Annotated in this window: 14 protein-coding genes; 8 read left to right on the top strand and 6 right to left on the bottom strand. The window is 70.1% G+C overall.

What is annotated here, in order from left to right:
- The first annotated feature begins 29 nt into the window (after positions 1 to 29).
- From IFT51_RS01810 to IFT51_RS15480, 3 genes are read left to right on the top strand one after another with little or no spacing between them, the layout of a single operon-like run.
- Complete coding sequence (locus IFT51_RS01810; RefSeq protein WP_192058525.1) at positions 30 to 647, top strand: dTDP-4-dehydrorhamnose 3,5-epimerase family protein; 618 nt, start codon at positions 30 to 32, stop codon at positions 645 to 647.
- Positions 644 to 1,504 (top strand): glucose-1-phosphate thymidylyltransferase RfbA, encoded by an 861-nt coding sequence (gene rfbA / locus IFT51_RS01805; RefSeq protein WP_192058523.1) that lies wholly within the window; start codon positions 644 to 646, stop codon positions 1,502 to 1,504. Before IFT51_RS01810 ends, rfbA begins: the two co-directional genes overlap by 4 nt.
- 20 nt (positions 1,505 to 1,524) lie before the next feature.
- The gene (locus IFT51_RS15480) at positions 1,525 to 2,601 is read left to right on the top strand and encodes a glycosyltransferase (protein ID WP_192058521.1); all 1,077 of its coding nucleotides are present in this window, start codon (positions 1,525 to 1,527) and stop codon (positions 2,599 to 2,601) included.
- A 24-nt stretch (positions 2,602 to 2,625) separates the two neighbouring features.
- On the opposite strand, the gene IFT51_RS01795 is transcribed toward IFT51_RS15480, so the two are convergent.
- Positions 2,626 to 3,705, bottom strand: a complete 1,080-nt coding sequence (locus tag IFT51_RS01795) for a hypothetical protein (RefSeq protein WP_192058519.1) — start codon at positions 3,703 to 3,705, stop codon at positions 2,626 to 2,628.
- A gap of 95 nt (positions 3,706 to 3,800) precedes the next feature.
- On the opposite strand from IFT51_RS01795, the gene IFT51_RS01790 reads away from it, so the two are divergent.
- Positions 3,801 to 5,735: a glycosyltransferase gene (locus IFT51_RS01790; protein WP_192058517.1), complete on the top strand. Its 1,935-nt coding sequence runs from the start codon at positions 3,801 to 3,803 to the stop codon at positions 5,733 to 5,735.
- 66 nt (positions 5,736 to 5,801) lie between these two features.
- On the opposite strand, the gene IFT51_RS01785 is transcribed toward IFT51_RS01790, so the two are convergent.
- The 4 genes from IFT51_RS01785 to IFT51_RS01770 form a co-directional block, all read right to left on the bottom strand.
- Entirely contained in the window at positions 5,802 to 6,950 is a 1,149-nt protein-coding gene (locus IFT51_RS01785; RefSeq protein ID WP_192058515.1) for a glycosyltransferase family 2 protein, read from the bottom strand.
- Positions 6,950 to 9,382 carry a glycosyltransferase gene (locus tag IFT51_RS15475; RefSeq protein ID WP_192058512.1) on the bottom strand — a complete coding sequence of 811 codons (2,433 nt, stop codon included), beginning with the start codon at positions 9,380 to 9,382 and terminating at the stop codon, positions 6,950 to 6,952. Before IFT51_RS15475 ends, IFT51_RS01785 begins: the two co-directional genes overlap by 1 nt.
- A 212-nt stretch (positions 9,383 to 9,594) precedes the next feature.
- On the bottom strand, positions 9,595 to 10,455 hold the full coding sequence (locus tag IFT51_RS01775; RefSeq protein WP_192058510.1) for a glycosyltransferase family 2 protein: 861 nt from the start codon (positions 10,453 to 10,455) through the stop codon (positions 9,595 to 9,597).
- Positions 10,452 to 11,564, bottom strand: a complete 1,113-nt coding sequence (locus IFT51_RS01770; protein WP_192058508.1) for a glycosyltransferase family 1 protein — start codon at positions 11,562 to 11,564, stop codon at positions 10,452 to 10,454. The genes IFT51_RS01775 and IFT51_RS01770 overlap by 4 nt, the downstream gene beginning before the upstream one ends.
- 140 nt (positions 11,565 to 11,704) lie before the next feature.
- On the opposite strand from IFT51_RS01770, the gene IFT51_RS01765 reads away from it, so the two are divergent.
- Positions 11,705 to 12,538: an ABC transporter permease gene (locus tag IFT51_RS01765; RefSeq protein WP_192058505.1), complete on the top strand. Its 834-nt coding sequence runs from the start codon at positions 11,705 to 11,707 to the stop codon at positions 12,536 to 12,538.
- Positions 12,535 to 13,269 (top strand): ABC transporter ATP-binding protein, encoded by a 735-nt coding sequence (locus IFT51_RS01760; protein WP_243213575.1) that lies wholly within the window; start codon positions 12,535 to 12,537, stop codon positions 13,267 to 13,269. The genes IFT51_RS01765 and IFT51_RS01760 overlap by 4 nt, the downstream gene beginning before the upstream one ends.
- Before the next feature lie 16 nt (positions 13,270 to 13,285).
- Here IFT51_RS01760 and IFT51_RS01755 read toward each other — a convergent pair whose 3' ends face one another.
- Complete coding sequence (locus tag IFT51_RS01755) at positions 13,286 to 14,248, bottom strand: glycosyltransferase family 2 protein (RefSeq protein WP_192058503.1); 963 nt, start codon at positions 14,246 to 14,248, stop codon at positions 13,286 to 13,288.
- Positions 14,249 to 14,429: 181 nt separating this feature from the next.
- On the opposite strand from IFT51_RS01755, the gene IFT51_RS01750 reads away from it, so the two are divergent.
- Both IFT51_RS01750 and IFT51_RS01745 read left to right on the top strand, forming a co-directional pair.
- Complete coding sequence (locus tag IFT51_RS01750; protein WP_192058501.1) at positions 14,430 to 16,229, top strand: hypothetical protein; 1,800 nt, start codon at positions 14,430 to 14,432, stop codon at positions 16,227 to 16,229.
- 14 nt (positions 16,230 to 16,243) lie between these two features.
- Complete coding sequence (locus IFT51_RS01745; protein ID WP_192058498.1) at positions 16,244 to 16,879, top strand: hypothetical protein; 636 nt, start codon at positions 16,244 to 16,246, stop codon at positions 16,877 to 16,879.
- The last annotated feature ends 4 nt before the right edge of the window (positions 16,880 to 16,883 follow it).

Raw genomic sequence — 16,883 nt, 5'->3', positions numbered from 1 at the left:
TCGGCGGAGGCCCTTGCTAGGCTCGCCGGGTGCAGATTCGCGAACTGAAGATCCCAGACAGCTACGAGATCACACCGAAGCAGTTCGGTGACGACCGGGGAGTCTTCCTCGAGTGGTACCGGTTCGACCGGTTGTCCGAGGCCGTCGGGCACTCCATCGACCTCCGGCAGGCCAACACCTCGGTCTCGAAGCGGGGTGTGGTCCGCGGCATCCACTTCGCCGATGTGCCGGTCGGTCAGGCCAAGTACGTCACGGCGACCCACGGCGCCGTCCTCGACTTCGTCATAGACATCCGGGTCGGATCGCCGACCTTCGGCGAATGGGACTCCGTCCTCCTCGACGGCGTGGACCGCCGGGCCATCTACCTGGCCGAGGGCCTCGGGCACGCCTTCGTCGCTCTGACGGACGACGCGACGGTCAGCTATCTGGTGACCGACACCTTCAACGCCGCCCGCGAGCACGGCATCAACCCGCTCGACGAGCGCATCGGTCTGGTCTTCCCCGACGAGGCGGGCGAACCCCTCCTGTCGCCGAAGGACACCGACGCTCCTGGTCTCGACGAGGCCGCCGCGCAGGGTCTGCTCCCCACCTACGACGCTATGCGCGAGTTCTACGCCACCCTCGATTCGAAGGAGAACCGGTCATGAAGGGCATCATCCTCGCCGGCGGGTCCGGCACCCGCCTCTGGCCCATCACCAAGGGCATCTCGAAGCAGCTCATGCCCATCTACGACAAGCCGATGGTCTACTACCCCCTGTCGACGCTGATGATGGCGGGCATCAACGAGGTGCTCGTGATCACGACCCCCGAGTACAACGATCAGTTCCGTGCGCTCCTCGGAGACGGTTCGCACCTCGGCATGCGCATCGAGTACGCCGTGCAGCCGTCGCCCGACGGTCTCGCCCAGGCGTTCATCATCGGTGAGGAGTTCATCGGCGACGACAGCGTCGCCCTCGTCCTCGGCGACAACATCTTCCACGGGGTGGGTCTCGGCTCGAGCCTCTCGAAGAACGCCACGGTCGACGGAGCCACCATCTTCGCTTACCACGTGGCCGATCCGACCGCATACGGAGTCGTCGCCTTCGACGACTCGTTCCGTGCGACGTCCATCGAGGAGAAGCCCGTCGCGCCGAAGAGCAACTACGCCGTCCCCGGTCTGTACTTCTACGACAACAGCGTCGTCGCCATCGCGAAGACCATCGAGCCCAGCGCTCGCGGTGAGCTCGAGATCAGCACGGTCAACGAGCGCTACCTCCGTGAGGGGCGCCTCCAGGTGCAGGTCCTCGATCGCGGCACCGCCTGGCTCGACACCGGCACCTTCGGCTCGATGATGCAGGCCTCCGAGTACGTCCGGGTCATCGAAGACCGTCAGGGCCACAAGATCGGCTGCATCGAGGAGATCGCCTGGCGGAACGGCTGGATCTCCGACGACGATCTCCGCGAGCTCGCATCGCCCTTGGCCAAGAGCGGCTACGGGGTCTACCTGAGCAACCTGCTGGGCTGAGCACCGCCGTGGGGTCGATCGTGCGACCGAAGGTCGCCCTGGTCGTCCACGGCGCGGACGGCAGGCACCCCGGGTCGGCGTTCGTTCGTGTGGTCCTGCGGGCACGCTGGGCCGGACGTCTCGGCCTGGCGGACTTCAGCTTCGTCACGCCTGAGGCGCTGGCGGCGGGGCGGCACCTCGACGGGGTCGACGCCGTGATCGTCCAGCGCGACGCCCTGCTGGACAGCGTGCTCGCCACCGCCGCGGTCGGCGAGATCTCCCGACGCGGGATCCGGATGGTGCATGACGTCGACGACGACTTCTGGTCGGACGAGTCCCGAGCGCGCCTCCTCGGTCAGGACTACGCGCCTGCGCGACTGGCGGCCTTCGACATCGCTTCGACGGCGGCCGACATCACGCTGACGAGCACGGCGGTGCTCGCCACGAGGCGGCCGGACTCCACGGGAGCCGTCGTCGTCGTCCGGAACGCACTCGACCCCGAGCTCTGGTTCGGCGGGGTGCCGGCCGACCCGGGCGGGCATCCCCGGGGCGAGTCGGCGGTGACGGCCCTCGACCGGGACGACGTGCGCGGATCGTGGTACCTGTACTCGGGCAGTCACACGCACGGCGACGATCTCGAGCTCCTCCGTCGCGTGCCGTCGGCGCAGCGCCGTCTCGAGGTCGTGGGCGTCACCCCGGAGAGCGCCTCGTGGTACTCGCTCTCGCATCTCGCATCGACCCCGATGCCGTATCCCGAGTACGTGCGTCTTCTCCGTGCGTCCTCCGCACGATGGAGCGTGGGCCTGGCTCCGCTCGTCTCGAACGGTTTCAACCGTGGGAAGAGCGACCTGAAGTTCCTCGAGTACTCGGCGCTCGGCATCCCCACCATCGCATCGCAGGGCACCGCGTACGACGAGGCGGGCCCGCACGGAGCGGTCCTGGTCGGCAACGACCCCGACGAGTGGCGCGAGGCCGCCGATGCTCTGTCCGACGACCCGCACGGACGCCGACGTCACGCCCATCAGTCCCGCAGCCACGTCGAGGAGGAGCGGGTCTTCAGGGCCGACGACGGATGGTGGGAGGCGGTCGTCGGCCTGGGCGGTCGACCGTCGTCGTGAGGCGGCTCGGTCTCGGACCGCCGCTCACGCCTGGACGGGGCGTCCCGTCTTGGGTCGCGCCGAGCGGTTCCGTCGGCGTCGAGGGCTGGTCTTCAGCGACAGGAAGGCGCCCGACGGGCGGACCGTCACACGAGCCGCCTGCTCGCTGTTGTCCGCGCCGAGGGTCAACGGGAGGTCCAGGACACCGGGGACGTCGAGCCGGGCGAAGACGTCGTAGTTGCCGGGACGGGTGATGACGGCCCGGGGCACGGGGACGCCGTCGGCCTGCCCGGGTGACGACTGCACCACGTTCTCGACCAGCGTGCTGCGGTTGAGGAAGACCGTCGAGACGGCCGGGGTCGATTCGTACGCGGCCTCCGGAACGATGAGGAACTTGCCCCGTCGTTCTTGCACCAGCGAGAAACGACCGGTCTCGCCGAGGCGCACCACCGCCCGGGCCGCCTCGACCGAGTGCGCCAGTGCCGCGGTCAGGGAGCCCGCCCAGGGCCAGAAGTCGGCGTGCAGCACGTACGGACGCAGACGGTCCGCGAAGCGACCCGTGATGGCGGCGAGCTCGGCGAACTCCGCGTCGTCCGCCGAATCGACGACGGCGATCAGGTGACGCAGCAGGTGCGCCTCGTAGATGGTCGTGACGAGTCGTTCGGGGGCCGAGCTGCGGACGATCTGCTGTGCCAGGTCGAAGCCTCGCTGGAGGTCGTCCGCCCCGATCCGCCGGCCCTTGAGGTAGGTGCCCCCGGGCACGTCGGGGAGCATCGACGCGAGGTCGGATCGATCGGCCGACAGGAGCTGGTAGATGCGTCGCTGCTTCGGCTCGAGGCCGGCGACGACCTCGGGACGCGCGCCCAGTACGGCGGCGAGCGGGCCGGCGAGCGTCTCGCCCGATGTCGCGCTGCGGGTCAGCGTCCCCTCGGTGAGCGCGCGCATGGTGGGTGTCCACCAGGTGTGGCGGAGGAGGCGATCCAGTTCGGGCTTGGGGACGTCGCCCGCCCGGCCTGCGACCTCGGCGATCTCGGCCGCCAGCTCGACGACGTCCTGCTCGTCGGTGCCGAGTCCGGTGGCGGTGCCGGCTTCGGCTGCTGGGCGGTGAGTGTTCTCGGGTTGCACCTTGTCCTGCCTTCCATCCGCCACGACGGCGACGACGACGATCTTACGGCAAGGGTGCAGGCCGACCTCGGGGGATGCCCCAGTAGGCTCGAACAATGAGAGAAACGCCAGATTCGGGCCTCGGTCACCTCACGAACCGCCTCCGCTCGGTGGCCAGGAACCCCCGATCGGTGCTCGCCGCCGTGGCACGGCGTCTCGATCCGCCGACCGTTCAGGCCCCCTCGCTGGTGGCGACACGGGTGCGTGACATCACTCGCTCAGGGCCCGGTCGACCGGGCGTGACCGTGGTCCTCACCGTCCGGCACGACCAGGGCGCCTTCGTGCCCCACCGCCTCGCCGAGCTCGACGCCGCCCTGCCGCAGATCTCCGCGGAGCACGAGGTGATCGTCGCGGCCTATCAGGGTGCGGGCCTCCCGGCGGCGACCGCTCTGCCGACGGCGGCGCCCGCGCGCGCCTCCCTAGCCGACCTCCACGACGATTGGACCTCGGCCTTCGCCGCCGGTGCGAGCAGGGCCGCCTTCTCGCGTGTGCTCGTGCTCGACGCGGCCGTCGAGATCGACTCGTCGGTCATCGTCCGACTGGTCGGGCTGCATGACGGCGGCGTCACGACCCCCGTCGTGCGGGGGACCGACGACGTCGTCCTGTCGGCCGGGGCGTTCCGTCCGCATCGCTCGCTGGCCCCCGCGGACCTCCTCGAGGGGCATCCCTACGAAGACGCGGAGATCATGGGGGCGGCCGAGGTCTTCGGCGCCGCGCAGCCGGTCTTCGTCACCGACCTCGTCGATCTGCCCGAGCGACTGCCCGAGACATCGGACGAGGTCCTCGCGATCACCGCCCTGACCCGCGACGCGGGGCTGTCCGGCGGCCGAGGCGTGACGTCGACGCCCGTCGGTCGTGTGTACCGGGTGTCCGGTGCCGCGCCCCGCAGGCTCGACGCGCCCGCGGCCGAGCTCGTCGCGGCATGGAGCGACATCCCCGCGGACTCGTCGGCCCTGGGTCAGGCGGGGCTCTCCCTCGATGCCGTCGCGGGCGCCCGGGTGCCGGTCCGTCATCTCGTCAGGCCGGCCCGCCCGGTCGTCGGGGGCGGTCGAGTCGATCCGGCCTTCGACGGCGTCGACGGTCTCCCGCGTCTCCGCTGGTCGATCAAGATCGCGGCCCACCCCGGTGCGCGGGGCGACGACTGGGGAGACCTCTTCTTCGCACGCGACCTCGCCAACGCCCTCCGTCGTCTGGGCCAGCGGGTGGTCATCGATCACCGGCAGGCGCACAGCCGCCCCTGGTCCGAGCACCTGGACGACGTCAGCCTGACGCTCCGCGGGCTGGACGTCACCACGCCCTCGTCGGCCCGGACGAACATCCTCTGGGTCATCAGCCACCCCGAACTCGTCTCACGAGACGAGCTGTCGCTGTTCGATCTGAGGTACTCGGCCGGCGCCGCCTGGGCTGAGAGGACGACCGCATCGACGGGTCTGCCCGTCGAGACGCTGCTGCAGGCCACGGATCCGAACCGGTTCGCGGCCGGGGCGCAGGCATCCGACGTCGCGTCCGACGTCCTGTTCATCGGCAAGACGCGTCTCGTCTTCCGCCCCATCGTGCGAGACGCCCTCCAGGCCGGCGCGGACCTCACCCTCTACGGCGAGGGGTGGGCGGAGTTCGTCGACGCCGACTCGGTGGCGGGGGAGTTCGTCTCGAACGACGACCTGCCGGGTCACTACCGGGGTGCCCGCATCGTGCTGAACGACCACTGGGCCGACATGCGGGACTTCGGCTTCTTCTCGAACCGGCTGTTCGACGCGGCCAGCGCGGGGGCGCGCATCGTGTCGGACGACATCGCCGGCATCACGGACGTCTTCGGTCCGTCCGTGCAGGCGTACTCGAGCCCGGACGACCTCCGCAGACTCCTGAGCGACGATCAGGCATGGGCCCCCGACTCGGAGATCCAGGCGAACGCCCGCCGAATCGGTGCCGAGCACTCCTTCGACGCCCGAGCACGGCGCCTCATGACGGACGTCGTGCGTCACCGATCCTGATCGTCCCGCCGACGGCCCGGCCATCGGGCGGACCCTGAAGGAGGTGCGCGGCACCTCCTTCAGGGCCTACCGACGGCGGAGCCGGTTCAGCTGCTCGGCGGCCTTGACGATGCGGCGGTTGCGGAATCCCTCGAGCTCGCGATCGCGACGGTCGATCTCGGCGACGAGCTGACGGCGCTCTTCGGCCCACATCTCCTCGGCGAGCTCGAGGACCGCGGCACCGTCGGCCTCGACGAGCATGTACGTCTGCGCCAGCTCACGCTGCTCGGCGACGAACTCGGCCTCCATGAGGCTCTCGGGCGCCGTAGCCAGCTCGTGACGAGGGGCGGGGAGGAGCTCGAGTGATCGGGCGAGGGAGTCGTCGAACCGGAAGGGGCCGTGGTCGGCGCCCGGCAGCAGGTCGGCGGGATCAGGTTGGCGGAGCAGGTAGATCGGCAGGAGTCGGTCCTGCTGGAGCCGTGCGTAGTCGCGCATGCCGTGGTGACGAGGGCTCGGCTTCAGTCTCGGGTTGTCGCGGTACGCGCGACCCGCGATCTCGACCTTGTGCTCGAACTGGCGCCACGAGCGCCACGGCAGGTGCAGCACCTCGAGCTCGAGACCGGCCGGCGGCTGGCCGGCCGAGGGGATCGACACGTGGTGGTTGCCCTGCTTGACGATGACACCCGCGTCTCCGACGTGGATCGCGTTCGGGGTCGGCTGGGCGTGGACTCCGCCGAGGCGCAGCTGCTCTTCGGAGCGGCCGTCGCGCCAGACGAGACGGCCGACGCCCGAGCCCGACCACGCCGGAGGGCCGACGAGGTTGACCACCGGAGCGGTGAAGGCCCCGAGCGAGGTCGGCATCTCACGGAAGACGTCGCGCAGCGTCTTCGAGGGGTCGACGGGACGCAGGAACTCGTCGGCGTCGGCGTTGATGACCCAGTCCGCCCCGAACTCCGTGTGGGCGCGGCGTGCCATGTTGGTGACCAGCTGACCCTGCTGCTTCTTCTGGACCGGTTCGTGGAACAGCCGGATGCGCCCCGCGGCCGCGTACTCCTCGAGGATCTCCGTCGTGCCGTCGGCCGACCCGTTGTCGGTGACGAGGATCTCGTCGACGCCCTGGGCGAGGTGGAACTCGAGCATCGTCTCGATGATGTCCGCCTCGTCGCGCACCATCATGGTCAAAGCCAGCGTCACGTCGGCGCTCCCGGTTCTCGTGGTCTTGTCGTCGGCGGTCATCAGGCGACGGGGCCTCTGCGGCTCGAGACGATCTCGATGGCCTTGTCGAGCATCACCGTGACGTCGTCGGCGACCGAGCCCGTCCGGGTCAGCACGGACTGCGTCGCGGGGACCGCTGCGGTCCGGCTGACGTCGCCGTCCGCCACGACGAGGTCGTAGGAGTGCGCTTCGTCGGGGGAGATCCGGACGGGGTCGCCGACCGTCCAGAGGAAGCTCGTCGCGCCGGGCTGCGGCGAGACGGCGACCGAGCCCTGGATGGTCACGGTCGCATCGTCGAGGTAGTCCGAGGTGCGGTAATGCGTGCCGCGCTGGTCGACGACGACCTCCTGTCCGTGCTGCTGCAGGACGCTGCGGATCTCGTCGACGAGCGGGTCGGTGGACTCGACTCCCCAGGTGGTCTCGTCGAACACGCTGTCGACCTTGATGGCCCAGCGGAGGCTCGGACGGCCAGCCGACGGCCCGTCGGGGACCATGCGGGGCGGGCGCACCACGACGGGGTGGCTGGTCCGCAGCAGGCGGAAGGCCTGGGGGGTGCCGGCGGTGGTGTGCAGCGCCTGGAGACCGGCGGCGGTGTAGCGGGGGAGGTCCGATGCGGGATAGCGCCCACGCCACCGCAGGTCGAACAGACCGCGGTTCAGCACGCTGGAGTTCATCCGGCCGACGCTCTTGGACTCGTGGTGGAAGACGGTCGACTCGAGGACCGTCTCGAAGTGGGCGTCGTCGCGGAGCAGGTTGCCGCGCAGGCACAGGTCGACGTCCTCGAGACCGTTCTGGAACTCCGGATCGAACCCGCGCAGCTGGACCACGTCCGACGCGCGCATCATCAGCGCTGCGGCCGTGACGGCGGAGAACCGTCGCACCCCGGCGGCGTACGCGTCGCTGCGCGGGTGGCTCGCCAGGAAGTGCCACGGCATGATCCGCTCGCCGTTGAAGAAGGTGCCGGCGGTCTGCACGGTGCCATCGGGATAGAGGAGGAGCGGCTGCACGCCGACGACATCGGGCGCCTCGCTGAGTCGATCGCGCAGCGCAGCCAACGACCCGGGTGCGACCACGGTGTCGTTGTTGAGGAAGATCGCGAACTCGCCCGAGCTCTGCGCGAAGGCCAGGTTGGAGCCCGTCGAGAAGTTGTGGTTGCGGGGCGAGCGGACGACGCGCACCCGGTCTTCGTCCTCGTAGAGGGCCGTCAGGATCGACGACACGGAGCGACGCGAGCCGTTGTCGACGATGACCACCTCGACGTCGCCGTCGGGCGACGAGTCGAGCACCGCGGCGACCGCGCGGCGGGTCATCGACCAGTCCTCGTAGGTGGGCATGCAGACGGAGATGCGCCCGGCGACCCGCTTCGGGAGTCCGACCTCGAGGGCTTCCCAGTCGATCAGATGCTTGCTGACGACGACCTTCTCCCAGACCCGGGGGTCTGCGGTGGAACGCGGCCTCACCGGTCGCTCGGGGAAGGTGTGTCGGACACCGCGCCCGGCGCGCACGCCGCGGCCCGACGAGAGCAGGCGGATGAGGAGATCGAAGTCCTCCGCGCCTCCCAGGTCGGTGTCCATGCCGCCGATCTCGGCGACGAGCTCGGCCTCGACGACGACGGCGGCCAGAGAGGTGTCGATGCCGCGTTCGCGGAGGGCGACGGGACCGAGGTCGTTGGCACTCCAGGCGACGAGATCGGAGTTGTGCTCGGAGACGCCGGCCGAGAACCAGGCGAACGACGTTCCGCTGCAGCGGGTGACCCCGTCTAGCAGCACACTCGGAGCCCAGCGGGACCCCGCGACCAGGAAGGCGACGGGGCCCGAGGCCACCTGCGCCAGGGCGGCCGCGAGGATGCGGCTCGGGTCGCCGTCGGCGGCCACGAACGTGAAGCGGTCGACGGCGAGACCCGACCCGGCGACGACGTCGCGGGCGGAGTCGACGTCGCCGACGACCACGGCCTTCCAGTCGCCGTGCGTCTGGGCCGCGAGGTCGCTCAGACGCTCGGTCAGGTCGGAGGCCTCGAGGGAGGTCGGGATGACGACCGTCACGGCGCGCGGACCGGCGATGGCCGGATCGGTGGCGGTCGAGCGCTTGGCGCCGACCGGTGCGAGCCAGGCGCGCTCTTCGGCGAAACGGCGCGCGTTCTCGACGACGGCGGCGCGGATCGCGGCGGTGGAGTCGTCGGTCTGGAGCGACCGGAGCTGCGACAGCGGCCCCTCCGCCCCGACGGGGAAGCGGTCGTCGACGGGCCCGCAGGAGGTGCCCGCCGCATCGTCGAGGAGGTACGCGACGCCGAGCTTCTCCGCCGGCGTCGACAGCCCAGCCAGCAGCCATTCGGGCTCGAAGAGGGGGTTGAGAGAGAAGTCCTCACCGCGTGTCCGGCTCATCAGATGACGCGCCGCCGCCTCGTCGGACGAGAACGTCTGCCCCGTCTGGATCTCGTAGTAGCGGCGATCCACGACGCCGGCCCGGGCGATGCGTCTCGCCCAGAGCTCGCGCCGGACGGGGGCCGCCTTGGGCGTCTGAGCGAGACTCCGCAGACCGGCGGTGGCACGGTCTCGAAGAGCGGGTAGGGGGCTCGTGCGTTCGTTGATGATTGCTCCGTCTGTGAATGTCGAGGGCCGCGACGTCGACTCGATCTTACCCAGGGGTCGTCGTGCAGCCCGTCGGGTCAGGGGGCCCCGTGTCTCGCGAGCAGCGCCGCCCGCACACGCAGGCCGACGTGGACCACGAGCCGGAGCGGGGCGGCGAGAGGACCGGGATAGAGGGTGTCGACGAACCGCCCGGCCGAGACGTGATGCGCCTTGACCATGGCCGCCCGCCGACCCGACGTCGAGTGCGCGCCGACGTGGACGATCGAGGCCGACGGGACGAAGCGCCTGAGCCAGCCCGCCCGGTGGAGCCGGAGCGAGAGGTCGACGTCTTCGAAGTACATGAAGTAGCCCTCGTCGAAGCCCGAGACGTCGACGTACGCCTCGCGGCGGACGAGCAGGCACGCGCCGCTCAGCCAGTCGACGTCGCGCGAGCCGCCCTCGACCCCCGCCATCAGGTAGGCGGTGCTCCAGGGGTTGTTCTTCCAGATGCGGGCGAAGAGCGCGTGGCCTGTTCCCGAGACGATCGAGGGGAACCGTCGGGCCGACGGGTAGGGCACGCCCGCCTCGTCGGTGATCGCCGGGCCGAGCGCGCCGATGCGGGCGTCCCGCATGCCCTCCTCGACGAGTGCGTCCACCGAGCCGGGTGCCAGCTCGGTGTCCGGGTTCGCGATCAGGATCCAGTCGACGTCGGCGTCGAGATCCCGGGCAGCGGCGTTGATGGCGCTGCCGTAGCCGACGTTCTCGTCGAGCTCGAGCAACGAGAGGTCGGGGTCGGCGAGGGCCGCGGCGCGGGGGGCGCCGTCGGACGAGCCGTTGTCGACGACGACGACCGTGTACGCCCGCGTCGTGGCCGCGGGCACGGAGGCCAGGAACTTCTCGAGATGCCCGCCCGAGTCGTAGGTGACCGTGACGATGAGGATGCGTCCGTCGGGGCTCATCGGTGTCCTCTCGTCGCCGCACCCGTCCAGGCGCGCTCGTGGGCTTCGGCGCAGGACGCCCAGTCGAAGGTCTCGGCACGCTCTCGGGCACGAGGGCGCAGGTCGTCGCTCGCGGGGGACAGGGCCGTGACGAGTGTAGCGGCGAGCGACGCGTCGTCGACGTCGCTGTACAGGACGCAGTCGCCGCCCACCTCGGGCAGCGACAGGCGCGTCGTGGTCACGACCACCGCGGCGCACGACATCGCCTCGAGCACCGGCAGACCGAAGCCCTCGCCGAGGCTGGGGTAGGCCACGCAGTCGGCGTCGCCGAGGAACGCGGCGAGGGCTTCGAGGGGCAGGTAGCCGAGGAGGCGCACGTCGAGATCGTCCGCCGCGTCGCGTACCGCGTCGTCGACCGTGGCATCCCACCCCGGTGCGCCCGCCAGCAGCAGGGCGGGCGCGCTCAGACCGGCGGCCCGGCGCTCTCGGGCGACCCGTCTCGCCGCGCGGATCAGCGCCGCCGTGTTCTTGCGGGGCTCGAGTGTCCCGAGGAAGGCGATCCAGGTCGCAGGGAGGTCGGGCACGGCGTCTGCCAGGGCCTGGCGGTCGGCGGCGGTGGGGGGATGGAAGATCCCCCCGTCGACTCCGAGAGGAGCGACGACGACACGGCGGAGCGGGCGCCCCAGGGCCTCGCGCACCCCCTCGGCGGTGGCCCGACTGGGTGTCACGACCGTGTCGGCGAGACGCGCCGTCAGTCGTGTCCATGCTCGGAAGAACCGCGCCTTCGACGGGATGTGCCACTCGGGTGAGCTGAAGAACGTCGCGTCGTGCAATGTGACGACGCGGGCCCGACGTGTGGCCAGAGGCATCGTGTAGTGCGGCGAGTGGATGACGTCGGCGCCCAGTCTGTCGGCCAGGCGGGGGAGGCCCGTCTGCTCCCAGACGAAGCGACCGAGGGTCGACGATGTGAGGGCGGGTGCCGCGACGATGCGCGCACCCGGGGCCGCACGGAGCAGCTCGGCCTCCGCACCGGGGCTGACGACGACGATCAGCTCGACGACGCCCCGCGAGGCGACCTCACGGACGAGCGAGACGATGTAGCGGCCGACGCCGCCGAGCGAATCGGGCATCGACGTCGCATCGAGGAGGACCCTCGGTGTGCTGGTCGAGTGCCGAGAGGCGTTCGAGTATGATGACGTGTCGATCTTTCGAGTCTAGACCAGGAGCATCGGCGACGAGTCTCTGTCGCCACCTGGCAGAAAGCTGTTGCATGACGTACTTCCGAGAACTCTGGGCGTCCCGGGAACTCCTGCTGAATCTCACCATGAGAGAGATCACGGGACGATACAAGCGCACTGTTCTCGGACAGCTCTGGTCGCTTCTCAACCCGCTCGCCTCCATGCTCGTCTACACGATCGTCTTCGGCATCATCTTCCGAAGCGACCCGGGCCCCGGTGATCCCAGCGGACTCGACGTCTTCGCGCTCTGGCTGCTCTGCGGGCTGCTGCCCTTCCAGTTCTTCCAGAACGCGGTGAACGGCGGCATGGGCGCCATCTGGGCCAACACGGCTCTCGTGAAGAAGGTCTACTTCCCGCGGACGAACCTCGTGCTCGCCGCCTCGTTCTCGGCGGCGTTCAACTGGTCGATCGAGATGCTGATCCTCGCCGCGGCCGTCCTGGTGGCCGGCGCCTTCGTGCTGCCGTTCCTGCCCCTCGTCGTCGTCTTCATGGTGCTGCTGGTGATCATGTCGACGGGCATCGGGCTCATCCTCGCCGTGGTCAACGTCTACTTCCAGGACATGCAGCACATCATCGGCATCGCGCTCCGACTGCTGATGTACCTGAGCCCCGTCGTCTACCCGGTGAGCTACGTCGCCGACCGGTCCGCCAACTTCGGGCCGATCGTCGGCGACATCACGCTGCTGCAGATCTACGAGCTGAACCCGCTCGAACGCTTCATCAGCGTCTTCCGGCAGCTGCTGTACGACAACCGTCTGCCCGACATGAGCGACACGCTCTGGTGCCTCGCCTGGACCATCGTGTTCGCGGTCGTGGGAATCCTGGTCTTCAAGGCCAACGAGAAGAAGCTGGCGGAAATGCTGTGACCGAACCCGCAGTGGTCGTCGACCACGTCTCGAAGAAGTTCCGCCTGTTCAAAGAGAGCAACCGCTCGCTCAAGTCCGTCGCCATGCGGGGTCGTTCCGTCCATGAGGACTTCTGGGCAGTGCGCGACGTCAGCTTCACCGTCCCCCAGGGGTCGACCTTCGGCTTGATCGGTCGCAACGGCTCGGGCAAGTCCACGCTGCTCAAGACCCTGGCGAAGATCCTCTACCCCGACCGCGGCACGATCTCCTCGACGGGGCGTCTCGCCGCGATGCTCGAGGTCGGCAGCGGCTTCCACCCCGAGCTGTCGGGGCGCGAGAACATCTACCTCAACGGGTCGATCCTCGGGCTGAGCCGCAAGCAGATCTCCGCACGGCTCGACGAGATCATCGATTTCTCCGAGGTGGGCGACTTCATCGACCAGCCGGTCAAGAACTACTCGTCGGGCATGTACGTCCGGCTCGGGTTCTCGATCGCGATCACCGTCCGTCCCGACATCCTCGTCGTCGACGAGGTGCTCGCGGTCGGCGACTCGGCCTTCCAGCGCAAGAGCGCGAAGAAGTTCGAAGAGCTCCGCGACGGTGGTCGCACGGTCATCCTCGTCACCCACTCGATGGCCAACATCCGCAACATGTGCGACCACGTCGCCTGGCTCGACCGCGGCAAGCTCGTCAGGGTCGGCGAGGCCAAGCCCGTCTCCGCCGAGTACGAGGAGTTCATGCGCTCGCAGTGATGCTCCGGCGTCTCCGTCAGCGTGTGATCAGCGCGCGGATCTCGGCGGAGGTCAGCGTCGTCGTACGACGCAGTCGTCGGCGCGTCGCCAGATCGCGGGGGAGCGCCCGTAGCGCGCCGAGCGTGCCTCGAGCGACCGGCCCCAGCGTGCGCCGTCCCGCAGGGTTCGTCGCGAGACGGGCCATCCTCACCAGGGCGGACGCCCAGGCTGCGGAGGCCACCCGGGCCGGAGCGTGGCGGGTGGCGACGACCAGCCGGTTGCGCGTGTTGTAGAACGTGAAGACGGGGCTGTCGAGCCCGCTGCTGAAGGCGTGTCGATGCGTCACGACCGCGTCATGGGCGTAGCCGACGTCGTATCCGTGTCGTCGCAGGCGCCAGCTCAACTCGGTGTCCTCGTAATACAGGAACAGCGTGGGGTCGAAGTTCCCGACCTCGTCGAGAGCACTCCGACGGAGGGCGGCGGCGCCGCCGCAGAAGCCGAACACCTCAGGAGGTGCAGGAGGCGCGTCGTCCCTCTCGAGGTAGCCCCGGTCGCGCCCGTTGCCGGTGGGCCCGACCTCGGAGCCCGTGGAGTTGACGAGCGGCACGCCGCGGTCGTCCTCGCTTCCGGCGAGCACGATGTGCCCGGTCACGGCGCCGCGCCGCGGACCGCCGCGGTCGAGGGCGTCGACGATCCGCTCGATGAAGTCGGGGTCGACCGTGGCGTCGTTGTTCACGAGGACGATCGCCTCGCCGGTCGTGGAGTCGATCCCGAGCGCCACGCCGCCCGCGAAGCCGAGATTGACCTGCGAACGCACGATCGCCGCCGTCGGAGCGACAGCGCGGGCGAGCACCACGGAGTCGTCGACCGAGCCGTTGTCGACGACCGTGATCGTCACGGCGCGGCTCGAGCGGTCGGCCGAGACCAGCAGGGACCGGAGGCAGTCGCCCAGGACGGCCGAGCCGTTCCAGTTCACGACGACGACATCGACGGAGATCATGCGTCGCCTTTCACCGAACTTATGGGTCGCGACCCGACGACGGTCGAGGTTATGATCGCTGCACAACACATGACGTCTGGACCAGCATCCGGCCCGAGAATATCAGAGCGATCAGGCGCTCGGACCTCAGGGGCACTCCCGCGCTGGGTCCGGCGGCGTCGACCGATCAGGGGATACGCCTATGTTCACCGATTCCAGGCGGGCACGACCGCGACGAGCGCTGACCAGGGTCGTGGCGGTCGTCGCGGCGTCGATGCTGCTGGCGACGGTCGCCGTCGTGGCCGACGGGACGACGGCCCCTCGGGCGGAGGCCGCCACGGGCTCGGACTTCAACCCCGGCTTCATCATCAGCGATCAGAACTTCTACGATGCGTCGTCGATGACCGGCGATCAGGTGCAGACCTTCCTCCAGGCACGGGGCAGCGCGTCGTGCACGGGGGCCACCTGTCTGAAGCACGTCAGGGTCGATTCGCAGAACCGTGTGGCCGACAACGTGTGCCGTGCCTACACGGGTGGCAGGTCCGTGCGGTTCGCGGACGTCCTCTCGCGGGTCGCCGCGGCATGCGGCATCAACCCCAAGGTGCTCCTGGTGACCCTCGAGAAGGAGCAGTCGCTCATCACGACGTCGAGGTCGCCGAGCCGGTCGACCCTCGACCGGGCGCTCGGCTACGGCTGCCCCGACACGGCCGCGTGCGACCCCGCCTTCGCGGGTCTCGACCGGCAGATCTACTCGGCTGCGCGTCAGTTCAAGAACTACTCCGTGGCCTCGGACTTCTTCACGTGGTTCCCCGTCGGGGGCACGGTGTCGGTCTCGTACCAGGCCAACGCCCCCTCCTGCGGCAGCTCCCGGGTGACGATCCAGAACAAGGCGACAGCGGCTCTTTACTACTACACGCCCTATCAGCCCAACGCGGCGGCTCTGAAGAACCTGTACGGCACGGGCGACTCGTGCTCCGCCTACGGCAACCGCAACTTCTGGCGACTCTTCAGCGACTGGTTCGGCAGCCCCATCGGCAGGGTCGACCCGCGCGGCGCCCTCGACGCGGCCTCCCTCGACGGGCTCGGGGTGGCTCGAGTGTCCGGCTGGGCGGCCGACCCGGACACCGCTGCGCCGATCTCCGTCCACCTGTACGTCGACGGGCGGGCGACGACGAGCGTCCGCGCCGATCGCAATCGACCGGACATCGCCCGCGCCTACCCCGAGTGGGGTGCCCGACACGGGTACGCCGCCACGCTCACGGGGCTCTCCGCGGGCACCCACCAGGTGTGCGCCTACGGGATCAACGTGTCGGTCGGGAAGAACAGTCTCCTCGGCTGCCGCTCCGTCACGACGCCGACGCAGCCGCGGGGCAGCGTCGACTCGGTGCGCGCGACGGGCCCCGGCACCGTCTCGTTGGCCGGCTGGGCGATCGACCCGAACACGACGGCGCCCATCCGCGTCCACGCCTACGTCGACGGTCGGGCGGTGACGTCGGTCCCGGCGAACGGCGCGCGCGCGGACATCGTGTCCTCGGTCCCCGGCTACGGGGCCGCACACGGCTACTCGACCACGCTGACGGGCCTGAAGCCCGGTGATCGTCGCGTCTGCGTCTACGGGATCAACGTCGGTCGGGGCAGCAACGCCCTCCTCGGCTGCAAGACGGTCAGCGTGCCGTCGGGCTCTCCCGTCGGCCGGCTCGACTCGACCACGAGTCCGCAGAAGGGCGTCGTGAAGGCATCCGGGTGGGCGCTCGACCCCGACACGGCCTCCTCCATCACCGTGCATCTCTACATCGACGGCAAGCCGGTCCTCGCGACACCCGCCACTGGTTCGCGCCCCGACGTCGCCGGCGCCTACCCGGGCTACGGGGCAGCTCACGGCTACTCGGCGAGCATCTCCGGCGTCGCGCCCGGCACGCGCCAGGTGTGCGCCTACGGGATCAACGTGGGCGTCGGGAAGAACATCGCCATCGGCTCGTGCAAGACCGTGGTCGTCTCGTGAGGAGACCACGACTGGTGGCTGCCATCGCAGGAGGCGCGGTGATCGTCGTCGCCGCAGGAGTCGCCCTGTACGTGCTGCGTCCGACCACGGACGATGCGGCGGGGCCTGTGCCCACGTCGGAGGCACCCAGCCCGACGGCGACGGCGACGGCGACACCCGCACCGTCGCGCACGGCGACGGCTCCGGCTCCGTCGGCTTCGGCTCCGCAGCCGGAGACGCCTCCTGCGCAGTCCGACGACGATGCGACGTCGCCGGGTTCCGCGCCCGTGGTCCCCGAACCCCAGGCGGCGCCCTCGGCCCGTCCGACCGCCGCGCCCGACGACTCGGTGGACGATCAGGATCTCACCACCGTCACGGTGACCGTGCCGACGGCCCGATGGGACGCTGCGACCGAGACGCTGACCGCGGCGGGGATCGTCGACGGCGTCGTCGAGACCGGAGGGGTGTGCACCCTCGAGGCCAGATCGGGTGGTGAGGTCGTGCGGGCGACGTCGACGGCTCGAGGCGATGCGACGGCGACGTACTGCGGTTCGGTCTCGGTCAGCACCGCGGACCGCGCGGCCGGAGACTGGTCGGTGACGATGTCGTACCGCTCGTCCACGTCGACCGGCACGTCGGCGGTCGTCCCGGTCGGCGTCCGTCGATCCTGACCGG

This window comes from Frigoribacterium sp. CFBP 13712 (genome assembly GCF_014842255.1).
In the GTDB taxonomy this organism is placed as follows: domain Bacteria; phylum Actinomycetota; class Actinomycetes; order Actinomycetales; family Microbacteriaceae; genus Frigoribacterium.
Note: the sequence above shows the minus strand (reverse complement) of the source record. Positions and strands in the feature narration are given on the sequence as shown.